The sequence below is a fragment of the Spirochaetota bacterium genome, assembly GCA_025061835.1.
Taxonomy (GTDB): domain Bacteria; phylum Spirochaetota; class Brevinematia; order DTOW01; family DTOW01; genus SKYB106.
The window spans coordinates 19,783-44,214 of record JANXAC010000012.1 but is presented as its reverse complement, the minus strand read 5'-3'; the positions used below and the strand labels follow the sequence as shown (position 1 = coordinate 44,214).

The following is a 24,432-nucleotide window of genomic DNA, read 5'->3' as shown; positions in this document are numbered from 1 at the left end:
AACGCGTAAATAAACCTTGGTATGTCCCTATAACAATACATCATAATAACCTTAACGACAAAGTAATAGGTTTCTCTAGAACACCTGGTGGCAGTGATGATATTTACGTGATAATCAACTATGACAAACAAAACTATACTAATTATGGTATTCCATTCCCAAGTTCTGGAACTTGGAATTTAATCTATGCATCACCTAGTGGTGCTTATGGAGATAGTTGGGCTGATGCTCATTTGACAGGAACTGTAAACTATTCTGGTGGAAATGCGAATATAAAAATACCTGAGTATGGTGTTTTGATATACAAAAAACAATAAGTTGAAGATTGAGTTTTTGGGAAGGTTTTGTAGAATAACATTTCTACTTTTAGAAATGGCTTGAGATTAATTAGAGTGTTTGTTAGGAACAATGAACTCTAGTAAATTACTCTATTCTTGAGGATTTTAGAAGTCAAAAAGAGTGGTGCTTGAGTAAAGAGTTGTAGAGGATAAATAAACAAGCCTACCTAGTAGGAAGGTTTATTTTTACTTACTTTAATAGACTTTCAACAAAGTAAGCAAACCTTAGTAGTTCTCCATCCTCAAAAGGTTTGCCTATTATCTGCATACCGATTGGTAAGTTTTTATTGTCCTTGCCGACTGGTAGGACAATCGCACAAGTTCCAACGAGATTTATAGTTACGGTGAATATGTCTGATAAATACATCTCTATGGGGTTGGATGTCTTCTCTCCTATTTTGAATGCTGTTGTAGGTGTGGTTGGTGTGATGATAAAATCAACATCTTTGAAAGCATTATCAAAATCTTGCTTTAGTAATGTTCTAACTTTAAGTGCTTTCAGGTAGTAGGCGTCGTAGTATCCTGCTGATAGCACATAATTACCTAGCATTATTCTTCTCTTTACTTCTTTTCCAAATCCTTCTGCTCTTGTCTCAAAATAAGTTTCTCTCAAAGAATTAGATGCCTTTCTAAATCCATACCTAATACCATCAAACCTTGCTAGGTTTGAACTTGCCTCTGCAGGTGCGACTATATAGTAGGTTGGAATGGCATACTTGGTTCTTGGTAGGGAAATATTTTTTACTTTTACGCCCTTTTTTGAGAGTGAATTAACGACTTCTTGAATACTTTCAGATATTTCTTTCTGGACATCACTTGTGAAGTATTCTTGAGGAAGCCCTATCGTTATTGATGATGGATCAAGTGTTTTGTGAATGTAGTTTGAGAAACTTGTGTTATTTACCTTAACTGAAGTTGAGTCTTTTGGGTCGTAGCCTGATATGACTTCAAGTAAGATAGCACAATCTTCAACATTCTTAGTTATAGGTCCTATTTGATCAAGTGAAGAGCCGAATGCAACGAGTCCATACCGCGATACGAGCCCATAGGTTGGTTTAAGACCGACAGTTCCACAGAATGCAGAGGGTTGCCTAATTGAGCCACCTGTGTCAGAACCGAGAGAAGCAACGACCATATCACTGGCGACAGCAGCAGCGGAGCCTCCAGATGAGCCTCCTGGAACTCTCTCTCTGTCATGAGGATTTCTAACTATTCCATAATAGGATGTTTCTGTTGATGACCCCATAGCGAACTCATCTAGGTTTGTTTTTCCGATGAATATTCCTCCTTCTTTTCGGATTTTATCAATCACAGTAGCATCCTCAACTGCTATGTATCCTTCAAGTATCTTTGAAGCACAAGTTGTAGGAAGACCTTTTATGTTTATATTGTCCTTTATTCCAAGAGGAACACCTAGTAGTTTCCCATCAATCTTGTCAATATTTTCGTCAATGTATTTTGCTGTTTTTAATGCTTCCTCTTCGTTAAGAGATATAAACCCATTTATAGGCTTGTCTGAAGAGTTGTCCTGTTTTATTTTGTTAAGGTAGTAATTTACTATCTCTTGGCAAGAAAACTTTTTCTCTTTGAGCCCCTTGATAGTAGAAGTGATCGTGAGGTTCATATCTTTACACTATCTTCTTGCGTATTTTTTAGCACAGGCAGAGCATATATCAGTATACGGTATCGCTTCAAGCCGTTCTAGTTCAATGTCTACTCCGCAACTTCTACACTTTCCATAGGTTCCGTCTTCTATTCTTTTTAAGGCATCGTTAATTTTGTCTATTATCTCTCTCTGGATACCTGATATACTAGCGAGGAGTTGTGACTCATAAAAGTCGCTTGCTCTATCAACGATATCTCCTTCAGAGTTATTTGCAAAGTGTTTTATAGCCATCTCTTCGCCGAAGATGTCTGAAAGTATCTGGAGTTTTTCTTTTAGCAATCTATTCTTTAATTCGTTTAGTTTTTCTTGTGGTATCATACTATACTCCTTCTTTTGGTTCTATAACGGAGACATACTTTTTGCCTCTTCGTGTAAAGAATTTAACTATGCCGTTTTTTAGAGCAAAGAGTGTGAAATCTCTGCCCTGACCAACATTGTCGCCGGGATATATTTTGTTGCCTATTTGTCTTACGATGATATTCCCTGCTCTAGCAAATTGTCCATCGTACAATTTTACGCCTAATCCTTTACCTCTACTTCTGTCTTTCACATTCGGGTCTTTTGCCATACAGACCTCCAAAAAGATTTCAGTAATTCTAAACAAAATGTATAATAAGTTGAAAGTTGAATCTAGAAAGATTAATAAAATCTAGCGTTCTTTTTCTTATGAGTCTTGGTGGTCGTTTTTTATGTTGTCGTTTAAGGGGAATGATGTAAGAATATCATCGGTAGATCATTATATAGATAAGTCTCTAACGGTTCCAGGCTCAAAAAGTATAACGAATAGAGTTTTACTAGTGTCTGCTTTGAATAGTAATAGGGTTAAACTCAAAAACGTTTTGATTTCAGATGATACTACACATATGCTTAACTCTTTGCAGTTATTGGGATTTAAAGTAATTAAGGAAGTTTATTCAAAAAATATGGATTATCCAGAGATAAGAGATTTTATTGACTTTATACAGTCAAGGTGTGTGGATAGCCTAGTCGTTGAGATTGGGGGAGGTGCTGAATTTGAGACAGGTGATGTCAAGAGTCTTTTCACAGGTAATTCTGGAACAACTATGAGGTTTTTATGTAGTTTTTTGCCCCTGTTGAAGGGAGAGTTTGTATTGGATGGTGATGCTAGGATGAGGGAGAGACCTATATCGGACTTGACCAAGGCGTTAAGACAATTAGGAATCCAAATTGAGGATAATAATGGTTTTCCTCCTGTCAGAATATTAAGCAATGGTATAGTTTATGGTGGGGAAGTGAATATTTCGGGTAGGATAAGTAGTCAGTATATATCCTCAATCATGATGTCTGCTCCTTATTACCGTCAAGGAGTTAAAATCAATATAGTGGATGAACTCGTTTCAAAGCCATTTGTAGATATGACATCTAGCCTTATGAGTCAATTCGGTGTTAAGGTTAGCAATCAGGAATACAGACTCATATCTATACCTAGAGGTGAGTATAGTAGGAGTGCGGATTTTTTCGTTGAACCTGACCTTACGAATGCGTTTTACTTTCTGTCAATTCCCGCTATCATTCCTTCTAGGATAACGATATTTGGTATTGGTAGAAATACAATTCAAGGTGATATAAAATTTCTTGACATACTAAAAGAGATCGGTTGTGAAGTTGTAATTAGTGATAGGTTCATAACTGTTGAAGGAAGTGGTAATCCGAGGGGTATTGATGTTGATATGAATGATATTCCTGACCTTGTTCAGACGCTTGCTGTTATATCACTGTTTGCTAACAGACCTACCAGTATAAGGAATGTTGCTAACTTGCGAGTTAAAGAGACGGATAGAATATCTGCTCTGTGTAATGAGATAAGAAAACTCGGTGCTGGAGTTGAAGAATACGAGGATGGAATTAAAGTGATACCAAGGACTTCATACTCTCCAGTCTCTATATCAACATATAACGACCATAGGATGGCTATGAGTTTTGCTCTAGCAGGTTTGAGAATTGATGGACTTGTGATAGAGAACTATAGATGCACTTCAAAAACATTTCCTTCTTTCTGGGATTATTTTGAATTTATTTACACTAAACATTTATATTAGTGAAGTAATGAAAGAACTCATAGCAAGATTAAGATTAAGTCTAAAGAGTGTTCTTGAATTTGCTATCGCAAACAGGATAACAGCATCAATCATTGTTGTTGTAGTTGTTGTAGACCAGATAACGAAATACCTAGCTAGAACCTTTCTGGAGTATGGTAAGCCTGTTAATATTATAGGGGACTTGTTGAGATTTACGCTTGTATATAACAGAGGTGTAAGTTTTGGGTTGTTTGATGCTTCAGAGGCTAATGTGATACATGCTATATTGCCGTTTGTTGTAATCGTCATAATACTCTTTCTAATTTATATTTATGTCTCCATATCAAAGGAGTTAGAAATATCTTTAATGCCACTTGCTAAAGTGAGTTTTGGGCTTATATGGGGTGGTGCTTTTGGGAATTTGATTGATAGAATTATATTTTCTTATGTAACTGACTTTGTGGATTTTGGAATTGGCAATGTTTGGAGGTTTTACATATTCAATGTCGCAGATAGTTGCATAACAATAGGAACTTTAATTATCATATTTACAATGATATACTCAGACATACTTAAGAACAGAAAAGTTGAAAGTGATGGTTATGGTGGTGAGAAAGATATTTGAGATTGTTTTAAAACCTTTCAAATTTCTAATCTCTATGATTTCGGATCTTATCAAGGAAATAAATAGGAGGATTGTGATAAAAACCACTGAGAGAGATATTACTAGAAAACTTAATAAGTTCAAGGTAGAATTTGATGAATTTATGAATGAATACTATGATTATCTTCCGTTGCCTCAAGGCAAGTCAATAATACAGAATACTTTGAAATCAGGAAAGATTTTCTATCTTGTTATATTCAACGATATAAGGAAGAAATATGCTTTTGTCAGTGAAATTTTTTCCGATCCGTATTTCCCTTTACCGTCTCAATATAATCTTTTGCAGAGGATAGATATAACGGAATTTATGAATAAAATAAAGGAAAATATGGAGACTAAACTAAGTGCTAAAAAGAGAAAAATATTTTTAAATTAGGTATGTCGTATGAGGGATATAAGAAGTATAAGAGTGAATGATAGGATAAAGATTCCTGAGGTTAGGCTCATTGATGTTGATGGTAGTCAGATAGGGATAGTCCCTACGAGTGAGGCTTTGAGGATTGCTAATGAAAAGGGGCTTGATTTAGTTGAGGTTAGCCCTGATGCTAAACCACCAGTTTGTAGAATAATGGATTTCGGTAAATACAAATATCAACTTGAGAAAAAAGAGAAGGAAGCCAAGAAAAAACAAAAGGAGATTGAAGTAAAAGAGTTTAAACTAGGTTTTAATATAAGTGATTATGACTACTCGTATAGAAAAGAGCATATGATAGAAATACTGAAGGAAGGTAATAAGGTCAAGGTAACGATTGTTTTTAAAGGGAGACAAATTGCTTTTAAAGACAAGGGATACGAACTCCTTGAGAGAATAAGAAACGATCTGAATGATTGGGCTGTTGTGGAAAAGGAACCAAAACTTGAGGGTAGAATCTTGTTCGCAGTCTTTGCACCCAAAAGGAAGTAGTATCTTAATAATAGTCTTCTGGCTAGATGGATGAATTACCTACTGTTATAGCATCATGGTCTGAATTGAGTGAATTGTTTAGTGTGTTGATGTTGTTTATTTCGGTTCCAGATTGATCTCGGTAAAACCTATATATAGTAGAAGCGTAAAATGTATTGAATGTAATAATATGTCCTGTTATATCAGATCCATCCTCATATATCCCATATACTGTGGAACTCGTTGTCCCACCTATTAAACACTTGTCGATTATGAGAGATATGTTTGGAGTAATACTATGAATGAATATACAACTTCTTTGGGATCCTGTTGAGTCTATGTTTGTTATTATACTCTCTGATATTACTATTTGTCCTACTGGATTGGCGATGTACACACCACCACCTCTAGGTGATCTGTTTCCCTGAAGGTTAGCGGATATAGTGTTTGTGTTAGCATTTGATATAAAGATACCTCCACCACCGGTAGTTCCTGTGTTTAAAGTTATATCTCCATTTATGGTATTGCCACGACTATTAGTTCCTAAAATAGCTACTCCACCACCGTAAGCAGAACTGTTATTGGTTATCGTTCCTTTAAGAGTTATGTTTGAGGAATTTGCTATGACGATAGCACCCCCATAAGTAACTGATACATTGTTAAACATCTCAACTTGAAGTTCAAGACCAGAAGAGTTAGTTATTACGATTCCTCCACCTACATTTAGAGAGTTGTTAGTAATGACCTTTATGAAGAATTTACTATTTTTGACATTCTCAACATACATTCCACCAGCGTTTATAGCAGAATTTGAAGAAACTTCTACATTTGTGATGGTGATACCTATTGAATTTCTGATATACATACCTCCACCAGAGGAGGAATAGGTCTTACCGTTTCTGAGAATGATACCACTTATTGTGATGTTAGTAGCATTTTCAACAACAATAGCCTGTTTAATTGAGTTTGAAACATCTATGATAGAATACCCTACTACTTCACTGAAGTCTGAGTTATATCCACCAGCTAATGAGATCATCCTGTTAGTTATATATACAGTTGCGGCTGTGCTTAATCCATCATCAATCTTGTATAATCCCTCTTCTATCATTATCTCAACATGCCCATTCGTGCTTGATAATATCTCATAGGCTTTGGATATCGCTTTGTGGATTGAGAAGTAGGGAGATGTTGAACTTCCGTTGTTACTATCGTTGCCCGTTTTTGAAACGTACAGCTTGAACTTAACAATAGTGTTAGTATTAGTATTGGTAGCACCGGGATTTACAGTGGTACTACACGATATTAGATGTAAGATCAGACTAGATAATATTACTATGCAGATGAACTTGTAAATCATAACAGCCTCGTTACATCCTTAAAATATTATAATAAATTTTCGTTGCAACAGTAAGTTTATTTTATAGGATTGTAGTGAAGTCTAGGACTTACATTGTTGCTTTACTTGCTTAACTAGAAATCTTTTTGTATAATTGGTTATTATAATTCAACGATGAGCAAATTGAGGGTTGAGAAGGTTTATAAGCAATACAATAGGCGTTTCGTTGTTAATGGTATTTCTATTGAAATAAGTAGGGGTGAGATTGTTGGTTTTCTAGGACCTAATGGTTCAGGCAAGACAACGACATTCTATATAATAGTTGGTATAGTTTCGCCAGATGGTGGTAATGTATTTTTTGATGATAAGAACATAACGAATTTACCTATCTACAAGAGAGCACAACTTGGTATAGGCTACTTACCTCAAGAACATTCTGTTTTTAGGTCTATGTCAGTTGAAGATAATGTCAAGTGTATATTGGAACTCAAAGGCTACATTGGTAAGGAACTAAATAAGAGAACTGATGAAGTTCTAGACTATATGGGTCTTACGAAGGTTAGAAAAACGATAGCATCTGCTTTATCTGGTGGTGAGAAGAGAAGGCTTGAGGTTGCTAGAATGATTGCACTTGAGCCATCGTTTTTGCTGCTTGATGAACCTTTTACAGGAATTGACCCAATAGCTATCAATGATATTCAGAATATTGTCAGGATGTTAAGAGAGGATAAAAACATAGGTGTTTTGATAACGGATCATAATGTAAGGGAAACACTCAAAATTGTTGATAGAGCGTATATAATTCACAACGGTGAGATTATGATAGAAGGAGATGCTGGAACACTTATAAACGATCCGAAAGCGAGAGAGATATACCTTGGACAATCGTTTGATATTTAGTTTATATTTCAAGTTATATTTCAAGAAGTGATTTCACTTCATCCCAAGTCATTGAAGATAGTGTGGAAGAACTTGTTTCTACAATATTGGAGAATATTAGTCTCTTGTTTTCTTGTAAAGCAAGAATTTTCTCTTCAATTGTATTTTCAGTAAGTAGTTTATAAACATTGACAGTTTTGGTTTGACCTATTCTATGTGCTCTATCCATAGCTTGTTTTTCAATCATTGGGTTCCACCACGGGTCGTATAGGATGACTATGTCTGCTGATGTTAGGTTTATACCAAAACCACCTGCTTTTAAACTTATCAGGAATACCTTTATATCATCATTTTGGTTGAATTCATCTATCACAGATTGTCTATTTTTTGTAGAACCATCTAGATATGAGTATCTTATACCTAGTTTTCTAAACTCTTCTTTTATGATCTTAAGCATCTCAACGAATTGAGAGAACACTAGCACTTTATGTCCTCCTTGTATGGCATCATCAAGTAGGTCCATGAGAAGTTCCATTTTACCAGATTTGACATCCTTATATTCTTCTGATACTAGGTATGGGTGATTACATATCTGTCTTAGTTTTGTTAAGCCAGAGAGTATATGAATTTTGGATTTTTCAAAACCTGCTTCTCCAACCTGCTTAAGTATGCTTAATCTAACCTCCTTGGCTACATTCTCGTATATCTCGCTCTGCGCCGGTGATAGCGGAACGAAGATATTTTGCTCTATTTTCTTTGGTAGTTCTTTGAGGACATCCTCCTTTTTCCTTCTTAGTATGAAGTATGATATTCTCTTGGCGAGTTCGCTATGGTTTTCAGGTTTAGAATATCTTTCTATAAAGGACTGATAGTTCCCTAAAACTCCTGGCATTATGAAGTCAAATATGGACCATAAGTCGGATACGGAGTTCTCAATTGGTGTTCCTGTGAGAGCAACCTTTATCTGTGATTTAAGAAGTTTAACATATCTCGTTATCTTTGCTTCTTTGTTCTTTATATACTGTGCTTCGTCAACTACAACAACTTCAAAGTTCTTTGATAAGTATAGGTCTATGTCATTCCTCAGTAGTGCGTAAGATGTTATAATTACATCATAGTCTGAAAAGTTATTGAGTAGTTCTTCTCTGTCTTTTGGTTTCCCAGATATGACTGTGTATTTAAGTGATGGGAAGAACTTTTCTATCTCTCTAGCCCAATTGTGTGTGAGTGAAGTTGGGCATATCACAAGCGATGGGGATGTCTTTGAAGTTTCGCTTATCTTCTTTATGAATGTCAAGGCTTGGAGTGTCTTACCAAGCCCCATATCATCTGCAAGAATACCGCCAAACCCGTTCTTATATAGAAAATGAAGCCAGTAATATCCAACCTTCTGATATTCTCTTATCACCTTTTCTACATCTTTGGGTAATTCCAAACTAAAATCATTACCAAGAGATTTTATCTCGCTTTTAAGTTTCTCAACGATCTCATCTTTTCTAACCCTCAATGACTGGAATAATTTACTCTCAATTATCTCATCTTCAAGAGATATAATTCTCATCAATCTTATTATACTACCTTCATTACTGTTTTCTAGGTCCATCTCTCTGATTTTTTCAATAATCTTGTTTATCTCATCTAAGTTGATTATAGTGTAATACTTTCCAGAGAGGTCAATAATATCATTGCCTGATATCTCTTGAATGCTTTTCAAGAAGTTATCTATACTTGTTTCCTTAACTATCGTATTTGTATCAGGTTCTACTAGGACTACTCTGAAGTTAAATTTGAAGTTTCTCTTGCCTTCAGATTGGATATCAATATCAAATATTACCTTAACTTCTATTGGGACCAATGCCCTCGTCCTGTTTGAAACCTCAAACCCGCTACCCCATCTCTTGTATCCTTGTAAGACCTTTTTGATAAATTCATCCTTGGATATATTTATATAATGGCTTAAGTTATTTACTGAAACTATGTATTCTTTCATCCCTATATCGTATAGTTTATTGAGTATTACCTGCCTCAATGTTTTCAAATCACTTATAAAGTGGTTTGTGTCTATCTCAACGTGATTGACTAGAACATCAAAGAGATCTTTTATTTTTGTTTCCTTGCCTTTATATATAACTGCAGGTTCCCAATACACTTTACCAATACTCTCGTTGTAGTCAAGGTAAATTTTTATATCAACATCTGATACATTTACTATAACAGGTTTATTTATGCTTATATCGCTACTTAAGTTTATTCTTGAGGTCTTTGATAGTAATTCGTAGAATTTTCCGAAGAACTTCGGAAACTCTTTCTCGCCTATCTTGAACTTGTTTTCAAGTATTGTAAGCCATGTTTCAATCGGTATAGGGTTGTCAAAAGTGTATAGATAATTCCCTCTCAATACTCTTTTGGTGTTACCATTTGCGATGATGTATGTATTTGAGTAATCTTCTTCGGTGATTATTCTAAGTTTTTTATTGTTATTATCCTCCTCATAAACTATACTAAGTTTGGGTATGAATACATTATCTGTTATAACCAACTCTTCGTGATTTGGATGTATATAAACTCTTGGATGCTCTTTGAGTAGGTCTATCATTCTGATAAATTGGCTCATTGAAAGGCTTATACCTTCGTCAGGATATGTATAGATGTTGTTTTCAGATATTAGAGTTCTCAAAAACCTATCATCCTCCGGAGTAACTTTTATTGATTTAACATCGTCAATTATGTATTCGTATATGTAGTTTTTAGGGCTTCTTGCTAACTTTTTATCTGCTAGGTCAAATCTCACTCTTATAACGGATAAGGATCTTAATTGGGAGAAGTCAAGGATTATTTCCAAGGGTAGTAGTTTTCTGTCGCTTAAAACTTTCTTACTTTTGGTAAGGATTTCATCTTTATCCTGATTGTTTAGACTTAATAATAGAATAACTACGTGTTCGCAGTTTCTGGAGCCACAGGAACATTCAGAGGATATTATATCTTCAGATTCGGAGTCAATTTCAATCTTTGTTGCTATTGTCTCTTCTTCATCACTTCTGATCTTACCATAAACTTTTATTGTGTGGTCAATTGATATGATATCTATGTCAAGTATCTCAATATTATCTATAGATTTCAGTGCTTTGTTATATGTCTTTTCACCGAACTCATTAAGGATCATAGACCTAGTAATCATAGTGTCACCTAACCGAATTTAAATCAAAAGAGATTATAATTGATTAATGAGTAAAAATCAACTTTGAATTTATGTGGTTTGGAATTATAGAATATTCTATTAATGTTATGAGAGGATCACTTCTTACTCCACTCTTGATATCTTTTTCACTTCTCATTATGCTTGTAGTTTTCGCAAGTGAGAATGTTGATAGCACTTCCTTAACTTCGCAAGCTGCTGATCAATCTACAAATGGAGACAATACTAACAGTCAATCTGACCAGTCTCATCAAAGTTTAACAAACTTGTTAGAACCTAAAGAAATAGATAATCTTCTGTCTTTGAGGATAAGGGAATATGAACCAGAATTACCTACTAATTTTGACTATATCATTAATGAAAGAATCCAAAGGTATTCACCAGATTTAAGTAAGGAGCAGGAAATAGAACAGGTTATGAGAAATGTAGAGTCTTTATTGGATGAAGATTGGATCATAAAGGATATTCTTCTAGAAGATGAACGGATTAGAAGAGAATACTATAGACTAGAGAGACCTGTTGTTGCGGTTGACATAGAGCAACTTGACAGTAGAGTTTTTGCAAGAGGTAATATACTGTTTGGTTTGTCTTACGGAGTTGTTAGGAAAACTCCAGAACTCCTAACACCTATTTCTTCATACATAAAGGAAAACTTCAATGTAAATCAGGATATGAGGGTTTCATCAACAAGTAAGATAGGTAATAAGGTTAGTGTTGATATTGAGTTTGACCAAAAGAGTGCCATAAATAGATTTAATGTGTCATACAAAGAACCTGATAATCCCCCAGCAAAGCAACCAACTACTCCTCAACCTATGCCTATTCCTACTTCTGATGATAAACCCTTTGTAAGGGAACTTACCTTTGGTGATGTCAGTTTTTCAAAGCCTAGTAGTAAGTATATTTCATACACCGCTATATCAAGGTCTGCGCAAGGTATAAAGTTTGTCGGTAAGAGAGGTAATTTCTCAATTGAATCTATAGGAACACTATCAACTACGATACCTTCAAAAAAGTCATTTACAGGAACGAGGAGAGTATCGGAAAGAAATGTTAGAGATATTGATTTTGTAAAGAGGAAGTTCTTCAAACTTCCAGATAGTAATGTGGATGTATCTTCTTTGGTTCTTTTGGTGTCGGTTTCATCATTTGAACCATCAGATGTTTACATTGATGGGATACCTTTTAGAAAATTGGCCCAAGGTAATGAGTACATATTTGACAGATTTAGCAGCGAAGTTGAGTTAAGGTATTCTCTTGATAGGAGTAAATCTCTTGTTGTTTTCTACACTCATAACTCAGGACTGCCTATAACGTTTTCAACTAACATATACAAGGGAAATGGTAGCGATACTAAGGAATACCTCTACCTTTTCAAATCTTCTTTAGGATACTCACCCTACGAACTTAAGAATATCTATTCTCTGGGAGTAGGAAATCTTGACTTGTCTCAAACGTTTGAGATTAGAAATTACCTAACATCTGACCTAAACATACTAGCAGGCATCCAGTTCTCACAATCCGATTACTACATAGATGTGGTAAAGGGAATAATAAGATTTAACAACCCAACGCCGTTTCTATCAAACGCAAACTATAACATCTACACACTATCAAGAGACCCCTTTGATTATGAGTCTACATACACTTTTAAAGTGAGGTACTTTGAGACGATAAGCACATACCAGCTTGACTTTGATATTGTAGAAAATAGTGAAGAAGTTAGAGTGAATGGTGTCTTAATACCAAAAGATAAATACACGATAATATACCCAATAGGTAGGATAGTATTTAGAGATTCAACGCTTATAAACGAAGGTGATAAGGTAGAAATTTCCTATGAATACAGACCGTTTTTTGGAGGTAGTCAGAAAATATCTCTAGGTGCTATTGCTGACTATCAGGTGTTTGACTTTATGAATACGAAGTTATCAACAGGTATCTGGGTTTCACAGACAGGAGGAACGGCACCTAGAATGACAACTGCTCCACCTGAAACTGGTATGGTTACCTCAGTTATAAACAGGATTGATATTAAGAGAATCTTTGGTATAGGAGATAACAAGTTTTCAGGCTATCTTGATACAGAGTATGCTATTTCTGTAGTTAATCCAAACTCGTTTGGTGCAGCGATAGTTGATGATTTTGAGTCAAACAAGAGATCTCTCTTAATAAGCAAGGATGAGGACTCTTGGTATCTCTCATCTCAATCATCAAGTGATGGATGCTACTATACCAATAGAGGCAAATTATATTACAGAGATTACAGACAGTATTATGCGAATGAGTCATTTACTCTTATGTCTTACACTTGGAATATTCCATCTTCTCAAATACTTCCTTATTCTCAGAAGCCTGGTCCTTATATAGCAAGTGGGGGTAGGCTGTCTCCTAATGACTTTCCTAATGTATCGCAAGTATCTTTAGTGTTTGATTACGATTTCTCAAGTGGTAGTTGGGTTGGTGCGATGATGATGTTAAATCCATCTGGAGTTGATATATCAGACTTGAGTGAAGTTATGGTTTCATACAGGCTTCAGATGGATAACGATGGCGATGGAAACTATGAAGATAACAATACAAACCAAGTCGTGATGCTTCTACAGTTTGGTAGGTTTTCAGAGGATATGGATGGTGATGGTGTCCTTGATCAGGAATTCACAACCTCACAGAACGGTTTTGAATTCAACGATATTCAGAATAACAGTGTGATAACTAGAATAGGTAGTGGTAGGAAGGGGGGCGGTAATGGTAGGATTGATACGGAGGATCTTGATAGGAATGGAAGGTTGGATACTAATGAGAGTTTCGTTTCGTTTTCAAACATTGTTGAAGGTAGCGGTTGGAAACAGTTATTTATACCTTTAGCATCTCTTTCACCCTCACAGGTTGAGATCCTGAAAAGAACATTTATGGTTAGAATAATCCTCAAGAAATTTCAAGGTATCAAGGGGAGATTGTTGATAGACGAGATACAACTCAAGTTCAGGACTACTAGAACATACAAGGTTGATGGTATTATACTGAAAGATCCGTATCAGATAAAATCTACCAGTATATCAGTTTATGACTCACCGTTATACCTAAAACATAGGTTTTTCAACATTGACGCAAAAACACCAGAGGAGAAGGAAAGATTACAGGAATACTCATACATTCACGGGACAGGTGGTATATCCGTTTCCGAAGCAAAGTCAATAGATGAAGCATCAGTAAGAGTTATGTATAACCTTTCAAACTCGTCGGTAAACACAAATTTCACTCCGTATCAAGGAGGTAGGGAAGGTGTTTTAAACATAGGTTTCAATTCATCTCAAAACTTTTCTTATTACTCAAAGATAGTGTTTTATGTATTCATCCCTACTGTGAATGAACTTAACCAGAGTATAAAACCTTCAGGTGATACTTTGAATGATGAGAGTATTGTAGTCAGGTTTCTTTCAAAGGAGAGGGATTACTTTGAATTTGTGATACCGACTGGAAGACTTGATAAAGATAAATGGAATAGACTTGAGGTCAGGATAAGAGAAGATTATAGAATGATAATAAACAATAATGTTTATGATACGATCTATCCGAATATAGTCGGTTTCCCTTCCTTTAGAGATGTAAATTCCGTTGAGTTAGGAGTGCGTGTTGATGAAAATTCTTCAGAACCACTCAATATAGGTGAGGTTTGGTTTAATGAGATTTTCTTGACAGATGTGAATTGGTTAGTTAGCAGTGCTGTGAATTCTTCGCTTTCACTCTCGTATGGTAGTGAAATTAAGGCTTTTGATTTACCTTTAATTTCAAACCCATACACAACTTTCTTTGTAGAGAATATATTCCCGAACTTCAGAGGTACTGGTGGTAAGGATAATGTAAATATCTTTTCATTCACTCATTACTATTCATCTGACATGCTGAAGTATTCAGGATTGAATTACTCATACTCAATTCAGACCGAAGATACATATCAAGATCCGACATTGCCAGAGTATCTGCTTTACAACAATTTTGCAAGAAGTTTCAGGTATTCAATTTATTCAAAACATAACATAAGTTTTCTACCGAACCTGTCTTATTCGTACTCTGATAGACATGATAGGTCATACCAAAATGGACTTTTGAGTTTAGGAACGAGTGTCTTTCTAAAGAACACAACGACAGAAGAAATAGGATTGAGTTCTGCCTTAAATGTATCCTACCCAATCTCTCTTTTTGGTAATGTTGTAAGCATAAGGAATTCAGTTGACTTATCTTCAGTCTATAACGCAAGGAATGTGGATACAAGGACTAATAATGTATTTATATTTTCTTCGCCGTCCTTCCAGACTTGGAGTTATTCTTTAGGTCTTTCAACAGGAATAAACTATTTCTTCGTTGGCATTAATAACGTCTTTAAACATTCAGAGACCTTCTCATCAAGTGAATCAAATACCATTCCATTCGTTCAAGAACTGTCAAGTGCGACGATACCAATAAGAAATCAGTACTCATTAACGCTACTACTAGAAGGTTTCAAAGAGAGAGGCTTTAGAAGGGAAGTTTTTGAGTCGGATACTCTTTCACTCTCATTCGCAAACATCCTTAACACATTCAATATCTACATAACACCCTTGTATGAGTTCAAAGACTTTAACTTCAGCTACACAACGAACATAACGAGAGACCTTCAGATGACTGGAAGAATAACATATAAGATTGATGTGAATATCAATAGACTCATATTCAGCACTTTTTCTCTTAATTCATCTCATAACACTACCTTTTCTGCAAATGCTATAGACTATAACCTGAAGTGGTATGACTTTTACACAAACAACATCTACCGTGGAATAGTTGCGATACCTTTCTATGAGTATATTGGGCTTTTCGGGTATAACAACTTAAGTAATGCTCTTGTTTTTGTTTCAAATCTGTATCAGGTAAGGAGTATTCTTAACCAGTTCAGTTCTGCTGGTATATCTCTATCTCTTATACCTTTTGATGATTTAATTCTTGGTATTATCCCTCGTAATTACAATTTTGACTACTCAACTACGACTGTTAGGGAGTTAAGTAGTTTTAGGCAACTGAATAGGATTGTCTTTTCAGCTGTTTCATATATTCCTATATACAAACTTGATTGGTTTATATTCAGAAGGACAACAAACATCTCTGTTAATGATATTATCGCTAATCTATCCTATACTCGTGATGAGGATTTCAACACACTAACTATGAAAAATACTTTGAATTTCTCATCATCCTTTTCTGGTGTTTTTGACCAACAAAACCTTGCAGTATCATACACACTATCCTACTCCTACCAGGATATTATGACAAACATTCCTAGTTTTTATTCTAATTTTGGTATAGGGCTTTCCTATCCTCAATCGCTTTTCAATCTTCTATCGCACAGTGTGAGGCTTACATATTCTTTTAAGGTACCATCTGAGAGTGATGTTGATCTAGTGTTCATCAAGGTAAGAACAGCATCAGTAATAGAGAATAGGGAAGAAGTCAATTTCTACACAGAAAGACCTTGGTATAATAACAATAAATTCGCGAGTTTTAGGAGGAAGGTTTTTGAAGTTAATTTTCTTCACGAGACAAGTCTGAATTTTTCGGACTTTGTCAGGTTTAGTATGTATGGAAAATTGTTGGTAGGACAGTTATCCGAGATATATGTTCAAAACAATGATGTAATGGAGAAGTTTTTTGATGTAATACCTGGCGTTGAGTTTGGTCTTAATGTAAGAATAGTGTTTTGATATTTCTTATAGAGTTCAGGAAGTATTAACTTGGGTCTTTATGTGGTTTAGATAAAACTGTTTTGGAGTTTTATATCAAAATCTTATAAAACTAAAAGTAAAGTGGTGTATGTTAGTTTAACTCACTACTAGAAAACCTAAATGATGCAAATGTTGATAAGACAAACTCCGTTTCCCAATGGAGTTAGGATATTGTTTAGAATATTCAAACACTGGCTGACTGATGAAGTTGAATAGAATTACTTTATTACTCTAACTCTTCCTCTGGCTGTGGAAGAGACTAGTTCATTATCTTTATCCATCACAACCTCAAGTAAGTCGCACTCAAGAGTAGTGTTTTCTTTCTTATTTTGGTAATAGACTTGTTTGCCTCCACCTGTGAAGGTGTAGTATTTGAGTTCGTTAGTGGTATTATTTTCTACGATATTTGAAACTACTCCAACCATCTTGAATGCTTCTACATAAATGTCCTTACCATCAACAATCACATTTGTAGTTAGAACATATCTATCAATCTCATTTCTGCTCCTGAAATTTGCTATCAGATGTTCTGACCTTGAATTTATATTCTTTGTTTCTACTACTACATTACCGTATCCTATGTAGTTTGATATGGTGTTGCTGTATATACTAGCGAAGGCAATGTCGCTTCTAATGTTAAGGTTTGTAGCCATAACTCTAACATCACCGAACATCCTTGCTAGGTTGTTTTTTGATATATACTCAATCTTTTTAGCGAATGCTCTGAATTCTTGGTTTGTGATAAAACCATTTTCTTCAATATTAACCTTATCTTCGTTGACATTCATAAACACTCTATCACCACCAGTGTATAGGTTTTCGTTTGATATATACATTCTAGGTGATTGTGCAAAAGTTACATCACCTGTGTCGCCGTAGAACTCAGAGTATCCTGATGTTATCTCAATGTTTTTCTCGTAGTTTTTGAATACTACATTACCTTCTGAAATAGTGTAGTTTTTTGCTGAGTAGAACTTTATGACATCTGCTTCAATGTAATTTGATCCTTTGGTAGCAATAGGTCTTCTATTTGGTGTGCTTTCAAACAGTGTGAAATCCTTCTGTATCTTGACTTTTGGACCTGTTACAACTATCTTCTCCCTAGTAGGTTTCTGTTGTTGCTTCTTTTGAGCGAATGTATCAATATTCATAAGTAAAGCCATAGCAAACAAAGGTAAAAGTATGTAAATTATTTTACGCATTTTGAGCCTCCTTTTGTTCCTCATCATCATAGAATATGTCACATTCTCCTTCAAACTTAACATCATCCTCCATCCTAAATCTTGGAGATTTTATGTTACCTATGACTTCAGAACCACTGAAAAGTTCAACTTTCTTGGTAGCATTTATGTTTCCTATAACTTTTCCTGCTATCATTATCGTTCCTGCGGATATATCACCAGTAATTGTTGATGTGTGAGAAATTATAAGAAATCCGTTCTCAGATTTTATTTTACCTTTGAAATTACAGTCAATTCTCAAAGAAGTTGAAAATGAGATCTCACCCTCTGCAACGATGTCTTTCTTCATAACTGTTTTCACTATGAAGTCATCAATGCTGTAGGGAATTTTTAGTATCATAGTTGCTTCCTACTTTGTCTTCATCTCAAAAACCCCATCCCAGTCGTCAGGAGGTGGATTTTTAATGTATTCCTTACACCTATCAACATACTCTTTTGAGGGACCGTCTTCAGGATTTATTTTCAAACACTCCTCAAAATACTCAAGTGCCTGTGAGAAGTTTCTCTGTTTATAGTAATTTAGTCCCTGCTTATAATACGACAAAAGTTTAACCATGTTCTCTTTTGATAGTTCCATAGCTTTGACAAGATTATTATAATTGCTAAAAAGCCAGTTTTCAAAAAATGTTCGGCTGGTTGTTGTTGAAGTTTTGATCAGCAACTCGGTATTCTAATTGCGAAGGTTCTTACAGATTTAGTTTCTGTGCGGAGATGTTTTAACAACTTTTTTCTAAAAAGGAGGATTGATTTAACTTCTAGTAGTCCTTAAGATTGATGAAAGTATTATGAAAGCACTGCCTAGCAATAGAAATGCTGTGAATAGTTGGTCTCCCAGTATGGTGTAGAAAGTTTTTATCTTTGCGATTTTCACTCCTTCTACTATGTATCCTTTTGTGAAGTCTTCTAGGTTAGATATTACTAGTCCGTAGGGAAGGATTACAGCGCTTCTTCCAGTGTTTGTTGCTCTCAAGAGTGGTAGTCCAGTTTCAATTGCTCTGTATATTGCTCCAACCAGATGTTGCCATTGACTTTTCACACTGTTAGCCCATCCATCGTTTGTCATATTCACAATTACATCTGAACCCATAAGTGAAAGTCTTTTCGTTATGTAAGGATATAGGTCCTCAAAGCATATTATACCTGCTAGGTTTATGACTATACTAGGCTTTACTTCTACACTAACTACTTTGAACTCTCTTCCCGGTGTTAAGTCTCCACCTACTATTGCGTTTATAGCCTGTCTCAAGGGAGGTATATATTCCGAAAATGGTGTCCATTCTCCAAACGGCACGGTGTGAACCTTGTCATACCTAGTTATTACGTTTCCAAATCTATCAAAAAATAACGCACTGTTATAGTATTCATGATATTCACTTACTATCTGGACTATTCTTCCATCTCGTAATATGAATGAATTAGTTAGAAAACTCTCTCTGTGTGGGTATGTTAAAATAATTGGTTTTTTTACTTCCTTACCTATATTCATAGCCCTTACACCGAAAGCATCTCCAAACCTGTAGTAATAATTCACAGGGTCTCGTAGTATGCTTTCACAACCTACAACTATATCAGCATACTGACCTGCATCTTTATAGAGTTTGATAACCTCGTCAAGTTTCTCAAAGTCTCTTGCTAGTAGTTTGTCCCACGGTGAGAAGTTAGGTTGTAGAAGTCCAAACTTTATGATCTCACCTTTAGCACTATCGTATTTTTGCTTGCTATCAATTGCAATTATGCCCCCTAGGATAATTATCGCTACTGTCAGAGTGATTGGATAGTAAGTTTTGAGTGATAGAAGTAGTTTTTCTCTAGTCTCTCGCAACACCACAGGTGTTGAAAGGAATATTAGGATTAATACGACTAGGGTAGTATAAGTGAAGGAAAATTCTACAATGGTTTCAGTTAGGAAGAATACAAAGAGAGGAAGTAGAGTAGTGTATAACCCTAAGTATGGTGTTCCTTTGAGATACTCGGTATCTTTGTAGTTTTTGAACTTTAGGATTACTATCAAGATGAGTGAATTTATTAGAGCGACGAAAAAACTGACACCGAAGACTCCGAATAGTCTCGCTAGTGACGGTATTGCACCATTCAGAGTGTAGAAGATGTAGTTGTCTGTGAATGAGAAGTGGTATTGTGAGTGAGATAGGTAAATCAAAGGTAAGGACCAAAAGCCATTACCCTTCAGTAATTCCATAGAGGACCATAGGAACGGAAAGGCAAGAATAATGTTTTCACTTCTTCCTTTTGAGACTGCAGAAAACAAAACAAATGGTATCATCGTGTATAGGTATAATGGTATTAGAATACCGAGTGGTGCTAATGGATGAAACGATGAGAACCAATCTGTTGTCCAAACCCAAAATATCAATGAGAAGATAAATGAACCTAAAATTACAGATATATATCCATCCTTATAGCTTCGGTATATAGCGGGGACTAAAGCAAAAAAGCCTAGAAAAGGTATTCCTATGTTTGGAAATGAGAAAGAGAGTAATACTGCGGATGCTATCCACCAGATATATCTAGAAAATGGTGAATGAAAAATCTTCAATAATGAACTATTAATAGCAAATTTTTGGTTTTCATTTTTCATAGACTTTTGCGGATTGTATAAGTTTTTTAATAGTTTTGACAGTTTCTATGTTAGATGCTAGTATCTTTTGAACTTCAATGGTCTCACTTTTACAAACATCTAGTACTTCTTCTACCCGCTTTCTGTCCAAGGATATCTTGTTCAAAGTTACATTCAAACTATTGCTTCCATCAACCAATCTCTGAACTAGAGGTTTGTCAAGCAACTTAACCCCCTCAAGGTCTTCACTAAATTTCTCAGTCTGTTCGCTAAAATTCTTCAAGTGGTTCCATACTACATCTGTTTTCTCGTTCAACCCTGAGATAACCAACCCCTCCGCATCATACATCACAAAAACCGTCTTAATATTATCGTACAGCTCCTTGATTCTGGTTTCAAACTCGTGTGAAACATTCCTCACATCCCTTGCTATCTCGGACATCCTATTCAAAAGTTTACTAAGACCTAACGATATAAACCTAAACTCTTCCGGATATCCTACCTTTGCCATCTCCAACTGAAAGTTTATGAATATCATCTCCATATCCTTTGCATACTTCTCCACCTTCACAAAATTTGACATTACAACATCCCTGGACACCCCTGACATGTAAGATACATTCTGCTCTATAACAGACAAAAACCTTGACATATCGGAAATCAGAGAACCTATCTTTTTCAACTCTCCAACAACCTGTGGAAATGACTTTATCTCACTCAGAAATCCCTGAATGTCTCCCGATGTTCTCTTTTTGAGTGAGTTGAGATATGATAATATATCTGATGATCTCTCACTAAATTCAATCACAAGAGTATTTGTTCTAGATAATTCCTTTTTTACATCTTGGTAAGATGTCAGTCCTATTCTGATGTCCTGCTTTGTTCTTATAGTGTTGATCGCATTCTCAATAATCTTCAGAGAAGAGAGTATTTTGTCAGGAATATTTTGAGTTGATTTGACAATCTCTTTGAGTGTTTCGTCTGCATATTTTGATAACTGGTTGAGTTGGTGAAGGTTTCTTATGATGTCCTCTATGTCATACATTCCGAAACTTGGGGAACTCTGCTTAACCTCACTCCAGTTCTCAAGCACGTAATTAACACTGTTGAAAAGCTTTCTTAAAGTTATATGAGAGGTCATAAATAGCAACGATAAGACTGTAATAGTCGCTATTGCTATCAGAACCTGACCCCAAGCTGCTGCACCTAGAGTGCTTCCAGAAGATATTATTAGAGAACTCATAAGTATTGTTAGAGTTATGAATGTAGGATACAAAAATCTTATAGATAACCTTCCGTGTTTGATGATTTCACTTTTACTCTTTATAGATATGTATTTACTCATCTTTACATTGTAGTCTCCTAATATGTTTTGAAGAACGAAGAAATACACGATACTAGCAGTCCATGCTCCAAAGGTAGGAGATATGAAGAGTGCTATAAATGTTTGTATTGAAACATCTCCGTGCCTTACAAAACCCCATATGTCTGCTATCAAACCTCCTATTGTTATTCTGAAGAATAGATTTATAGATGCGTAGAGCGGTATCTTGGATGTAGAAAACAAAAACTCCTTGAAACTTTCAATGTCGTTTTTCAATATAAACTTGATAAGATGTCTTACGAGAAAAACATTGGTTGGGAACGCTACAAAAGTGACGATAACTACTGTCATGACGGCGACCGGTAGAAAGTAGACATCCATAAAGATATCTGCGATATTACCATATCCTATCGCAATAATAACAGCTACTGGAACTCCAAACCCAAAACCTATGATTTCAGATGAAAAAAAGTTTATCAATGTTTTCAGAGATACTTTTCTTATGTAATCTCTATCCTCTGATGGAATACTGGAAAGTTGTATGCTATCAAGACTCATAAATGACAGTAAGAATTATTTAGAACTATATTGCTGATTTCAAAATTGCTGATTTCAAAAAAATATGATGTAGGTTATAAAGAAGGTTTTGTGAAAAAGTCTCGTTTTATGGTATTGTAGTTTTTGAATGAATCTCATAACAATACAATAATCAATTTTGCGAGAGACTATTGGTAGGATGTATTTTATTGTCTCAACAAAGTTTAGGTTTTTATTCTACGAGTTGGTATGAATTTTAGATTTCATCTTAGGGTATTCAATTAAAACACAAATTACCTTAACACATAAATCTATATTACAACTTTGGTGTGCTATTTGAATAACCTACTACTAGTTGAGTATAATTCTGTTGTATGAACAACTCTAGATCTAGAAGAAATACTATCAGGGTTGGTATTGAGCCTACGCCACTCATAGATGTGATGTTTCTACTTACAATATTCTTTATGCTTACCTCAACGATAATAAAGACATCCTCAATAAATGTCAATCTTCCAAAATCCATAATCTCCGACTCTCAACCAAGAACTCAAATAATAGTTACGATAACGAGAGATAACAAATTGTTCTTGAATGACTATCCGATCTCACTTCAAGATTTATCTTCAGCGATAAAGAGAATAACGGTAAGAGATCCGAATGTCCCTGTTATCATAAGGGGGGATAAGGATATTCCTTACCAGATGGTTATTGAGGTTATGGATAGGGTTAGGATAGGAGGAGCGGTAGAAGTAAGTCTGTCGGTTGAACAGAAAAGATGATATGAAGATTCCTTTTTACAAACCACCTATCACTATCTACGACTATCTTGAAGTTTTCAAGACGATCAGAACTGGCTGGCTCACGACTGGAAAGAGAAATAGAGAGTTTGTAAATCTACTCTCTAGGTTTCTTGGCATTCGGGAAGATAGACTAAAGTTAGTATCATCTTGCACTGCAGGATTACACCTGCTTTACGATGCTTTTAACTTAAAAGGTTATGAAGTAATAATACCTAGCATAACATTCGTATCTGCCGTTGAGATGGCCATTCACACTGGTATAAAGCCAGTGATTGTAGATGTTGAGGATGAATACATTACAATATCACTTGAGGATGTGTCAAGGAGGATAAGTAAAAACACGAAAGCGATAGTTCCAGTTCATTATGCGGGCAACACTTACGATGTTGAAGGGATAAAGCTAGTGTCTAGAGACTACAATCTGGTGGTTATAGAAGACTCTGCTCATGCCTTCGGGGTAGAATATAACGGTGTGAAGGTTGGTGATACTGAAAGGTTAGGTGTTGATGCTAGCGTATTTAGTTTCTACGCAACTAAAACATTACAGACTGGTGAGGGAGGGCTTATATCAACTCACAATTATGAGGTGATGGATAAAGTATCAAAAACATATCTTCACGGTATGGATAAGGACGCTTGGAAGAGGTATCAAGATAATATTTCTATCTACGATATAACAGAAATTGGTTTCAAGTATAACTTTCCAGATATTCTTGCCGCAATAGGTATAGCACAACTCAAAAACTTTGAGAAAGCACAGAAGGAAAGAGAAAGAGTTTGGAACTTTTACCAGTCTTCACTTAAGGATATAGAGGGAATAAGATTACCAAAAGTCCGTCCAAACACAAAGCATTCTTATCATCTTTTCGTTATACGCCTAAACCTAGAGATGTGGAGTATTGATAGGAACAGATTTATATCTCTGCTTTCTGAGAGAGGGGTTGGAACAAGTATTCATTTTACACCAGTATATAGGTTCTCAAAGTATAGTGAAGTGCTAAATCTGTCTCCTTCTGACTTTCCTGTGTCTGAGAAAGTATTCAGTGAGATAGTTTCGCTTCCAATCTATCCTTCGCTTTCAAATAGAGAACTAGAGTATGTAGTTGAAACAATACGGAGTCTTTGGTTGAAATATCGTAGATAAAATTATCGCTTTTTAGGCAAGGTTCTTGGAAGTTTTTTGTGAATA

At 35.4% G+C, this 24,432-nt stretch carries 19 protein-coding genes; 9 read left to right on the top strand and 10 right to left on the bottom strand.

All coding sequences use genetic code 11. The annotated features are described in order from the left end of the window. A partial coding sequence (locus tag NZ579_05690) for an alpha amylase C-terminal domain-containing protein (GenBank protein ID MCS7299432.1) occupies nt 1–317 on the top strand: 317 nt, incomplete at its 5' end. A gap of 211 nt (nt 318–528) precedes the next feature. Here NZ579_05690 and gatA read toward each other — a convergent pair. Genes gatA through NZ579_05675 form a run of 3 tightly spaced genes read right to left on the bottom strand, consistent with a single transcriptional unit; the run spans nt 529 to nt 2,572 of the window. Then, entirely contained in the window at nt 529–1,962 is a 1,434-nt protein-coding gene (gene gatA / locus NZ579_05685) for an Asp-tRNA(Asn)/Glu-tRNA(Gln) amidotransferase subunit GatA (GenBank protein ID MCS7299431.1), read from the bottom strand. Between the two features lie 9 nt (nt 1,963–1,971). After that, complete coding sequence (locus NZ579_05680) at nt 1,972–2,322, bottom strand: TraR/DksA C4-type zinc finger protein (GenBank protein ID MCS7299430.1); 351 nt, start codon at nt 2,320–2,322, stop codon at nt 1,972–1,974. Nucleotide 2,323: 1 nt separating this feature from the next. Beyond that, entirely contained in the window at nt 2,324–2,572 is a 249-nt protein-coding gene (locus NZ579_05675; GenBank protein MCS7299429.1) for a bL27 family ribosomal protein, read from the bottom strand. A gap of 121 nt (nt 2,573–2,693) precedes the next feature. Here NZ579_05675 and aroA point away from each other — a divergent pair, with 121 nt between their 5' ends. From aroA to infC, 4 genes are read left to right on the top strand one after another with little or no spacing between them, the layout of a single operon-like run. Further along, nucleotides 2,694–4,064: a 3-phosphoshikimate 1-carboxyvinyltransferase gene (gene aroA / locus NZ579_05670; protein ID MCS7299428.1), complete on the top strand. Its 1,371-nt coding sequence runs from the start codon at nt 2,694–2,696 to the stop codon at nt 4,062–4,064. A 7-nt stretch (nt 4,065–4,071) separates the two neighbouring features. Next, entirely contained in the window at nt 4,072–4,668 is a 597-nt protein-coding gene (lspA, locus tag NZ579_05665) for a signal peptidase II (protein ID MCS7299427.1), read from the top strand. 34 nt (nt 4,669–4,702) lie between these two features. Then, nucleotides 4,703–5,083 carry a hypothetical protein gene (locus NZ579_05660; protein ID MCS7299426.1) on the top strand — a complete coding sequence of 127 codons (381 nt, stop codon included), beginning with the start codon at nt 4,703–4,705 and terminating at the stop codon, nt 5,081–5,083. A 9-nt stretch (nt 5,084–5,092) separates the two neighbouring features. Further along, a complete protein-coding gene (gene infC / locus NZ579_05655; protein MCS7299425.1) occupies nt 5,093–5,611 on the top strand; it encodes a translation initiation factor IF-3 in 519 nt (172 codons plus the stop codon). Nucleotides 5,612–5,633: 22 nt separating this feature from the next. On the opposite strand, the gene NZ579_05650 is transcribed toward infC, so the two are convergent. Beyond that, entirely contained in the window at nt 5,634–6,950 is a 1,317-nt protein-coding gene (locus NZ579_05650) for a hypothetical protein (protein MCS7299424.1), read from the bottom strand. A gap of 153 nt (nt 6,951–7,103) precedes the next feature. On the opposite strand from NZ579_05650, the gene lptB reads away from it, so the two are divergent. Next, nucleotides 7,104–7,829, top strand: coding sequence for an LPS export ABC transporter ATP-binding protein (lptB, locus tag NZ579_05645; GenBank protein MCS7299423.1), 726 nt, complete (start codon nt 7,104–7,106; stop codon nt 7,827–7,829). Nucleotides 7,830–7,842: 13 nt separating this feature from the next. Here the strand turns inward: lptB and NZ579_05640 are convergent, their stop codons facing one another. Then, a complete protein-coding gene (locus tag NZ579_05640; protein MCS7299422.1) occupies nt 7,843–10,986 on the bottom strand; it encodes a DEAD/DEAH box helicase in 3,144 nt (1,047 codons plus the stop codon). A gap of 107 nt (nt 10,987–11,093) precedes the next feature. Here NZ579_05640 and NZ579_05635 point away from each other — a divergent pair, with 107 nt between their 5' ends. Continuing rightward, a complete protein-coding gene (locus NZ579_05635; GenBank protein MCS7299421.1) occupies nt 11,094–16,742 on the top strand; it encodes a hypothetical protein in 5,649 nt (1,882 codons plus the stop codon). A 239-nt stretch (nt 16,743–16,981) separates the two neighbouring features. Here the strand turns inward: NZ579_05635 and NZ579_05630 are convergent, their stop codons facing one another. The 5 genes from NZ579_05630 to NZ579_05610 all read right to left on the bottom strand — a co-directional run bounded on the left by NZ579_05630 (nt 16,982) and on the right by NZ579_05610 (nt 22,461). Beyond that, nucleotides 16,982–17,965, bottom strand: a complete 984-nt coding sequence (locus NZ579_05630) for a hypothetical protein (GenBank protein MCS7299420.1) — start codon at nt 17,963–17,965, stop codon at nt 16,982–16,984. Continuing rightward, the gene (locus tag NZ579_05625; GenBank protein MCS7299419.1) at nt 17,958–18,344 is read right to left on the bottom strand and encodes a polymer-forming cytoskeletal protein; all 387 of its coding nucleotides are present in this window, start codon (nt 18,342–18,344) and stop codon (nt 17,958–17,960) included. Before NZ579_05625 ends, NZ579_05630 begins: the two co-directional genes overlap by 8 nt. A gap of 9 nt (nt 18,345–18,353) precedes the next feature. After that, nucleotides 18,354–18,581, bottom strand: coding sequence for a tetratricopeptide repeat protein (locus NZ579_05620; protein ID MCS7299418.1), 228 nt, complete (start codon nt 18,579–18,581; stop codon nt 18,354–18,356). A gap of 171 nt (nt 18,582–18,752) precedes the next feature. Then, the gene (lnt, locus tag NZ579_05615) at nt 18,753–20,558 is read right to left on the bottom strand and encodes an apolipoprotein N-acyltransferase (protein ID MCS7299417.1); all 1,806 of its coding nucleotides are present in this window, start codon (nt 20,556–20,558) and stop codon (nt 18,753–18,755) included. A gap of 31 nt (nt 20,559–20,589) precedes the next feature. Beyond that, a complete protein-coding gene (locus tag NZ579_05610) occupies nt 20,590–22,461 on the bottom strand; it encodes a hypothetical protein (GenBank protein ID MCS7299416.1) in 1,872 nt (623 codons plus the stop codon). Nucleotides 22,462–22,814: 353 nt separating this feature from the next. Here NZ579_05610 and NZ579_05605 point away from each other — a divergent pair, with 353 nt between their 5' ends. Further along, entirely contained in the window at nt 22,815–23,222 is a 408-nt protein-coding gene (locus NZ579_05605; GenBank protein ID MCS7299415.1) for a biopolymer transporter ExbD, read from the top strand. 1 nt (nt 23,223) lies between these two features. After that, entirely contained in the window at nt 23,224–24,387 is a 1,164-nt protein-coding gene (locus NZ579_05600; protein MCS7299414.1) for a DegT/DnrJ/EryC1/StrS family aminotransferase, read from the top strand. The last annotated feature ends 45 nt before the right edge of the window (nt 24,388–24,432 follow it).

Coding starts and splice junctions, on each gene's coding strand:
- NZ579_05600 (MCS7299414.1), top strand. CDS start 23,224: ATGAAGATTCCTTTTTACAAACCACCTATCACTATCTACGACTATCTT.
- infC (MCS7299425.1), top strand. CDS start 5,093: ATGAGGGATATAAGAAGTATAAGAGTGAATGATAGGATAAAGATTCCT.
- NZ579_05630 (MCS7299420.1), bottom strand. CDS start 17,965: ATGCGTAAAATAATTTACATACTTTTACCTTTGTTTGCTATGGCTTTA.
- NZ579_05650 (MCS7299424.1), bottom strand. CDS start 6,950: ATGATTTACAAGTTCATCTGCATAGTAATATTATCTAGTCTGATCTTA.
- lptB (MCS7299423.1), top strand. CDS start 7,104: ATGAGCAAATTGAGGGTTGAGAAGGTTTATAAGCAATACAATAGGCGT.
- gatA (MCS7299431.1), bottom strand. CDS start 1,962: ATGAACCTCACGATCACTTCTACTATCAAGGGGCTCAAAGAGAAAAAG.
- NZ579_05675 (MCS7299429.1), bottom strand. CDS start 2,572: ATGGCAAAAGACCCGAATGTGAAAGACAGAAGTAGAGGTAAAGGATTA.
- NZ579_05620 (MCS7299418.1), bottom strand. CDS start 18,581: ATGGAACTATCAAAAGAGAACATGGTTAAACTTTTGTCGTATTATAAG.
- NZ579_05625 (MCS7299419.1), bottom strand. CDS start 18,344: ATGATACTAAAAATTCCCTACAGCATTGATGACTTCATAGTGAAAACA.
- lspA (MCS7299427.1), top strand. CDS start 4,072: ATGAAAGAACTCATAGCAAGATTAAGATTAAGTCTAAAGAGTGTTCTT.
- NZ579_05605 (MCS7299415.1), top strand. CDS start 22,815: ATGAACAACTCTAGATCTAGAAGAAATACTATCAGGGTTGGTATTGAG.
- NZ579_05635 (MCS7299421.1), top strand. CDS start 11,094: ATGAGAGGATCACTTCTTACTCCACTCTTGATATCTTTTTCACTTCTC.
- NZ579_05640 (MCS7299422.1), bottom strand. CDS start 10,986: ATGATTACTAGGTCTATGATCCTTAATGAGTTCGGTGAAAAGACATAT.
- NZ579_05610 (MCS7299416.1), bottom strand. CDS start 22,461: ATGAGTCTTGATAGCATACAACTTTCCAGTATTCCATCAGAGGATAGA.
- NZ579_05660 (MCS7299426.1), top strand. CDS start 4,703: ATGATTTCGGATCTTATCAAGGAAATAAATAGGAGGATTGTGATAAAA.
- NZ579_05680 (MCS7299430.1), bottom strand. CDS start 2,322: ATGATACCACAAGAAAAACTAAACGAATTAAAGAATAGATTGCTAAAA.
- aroA (MCS7299428.1), top strand. CDS start 2,694: ATGTTGTCGTTTAAGGGGAATGATGTAAGAATATCATCGGTAGATCAT.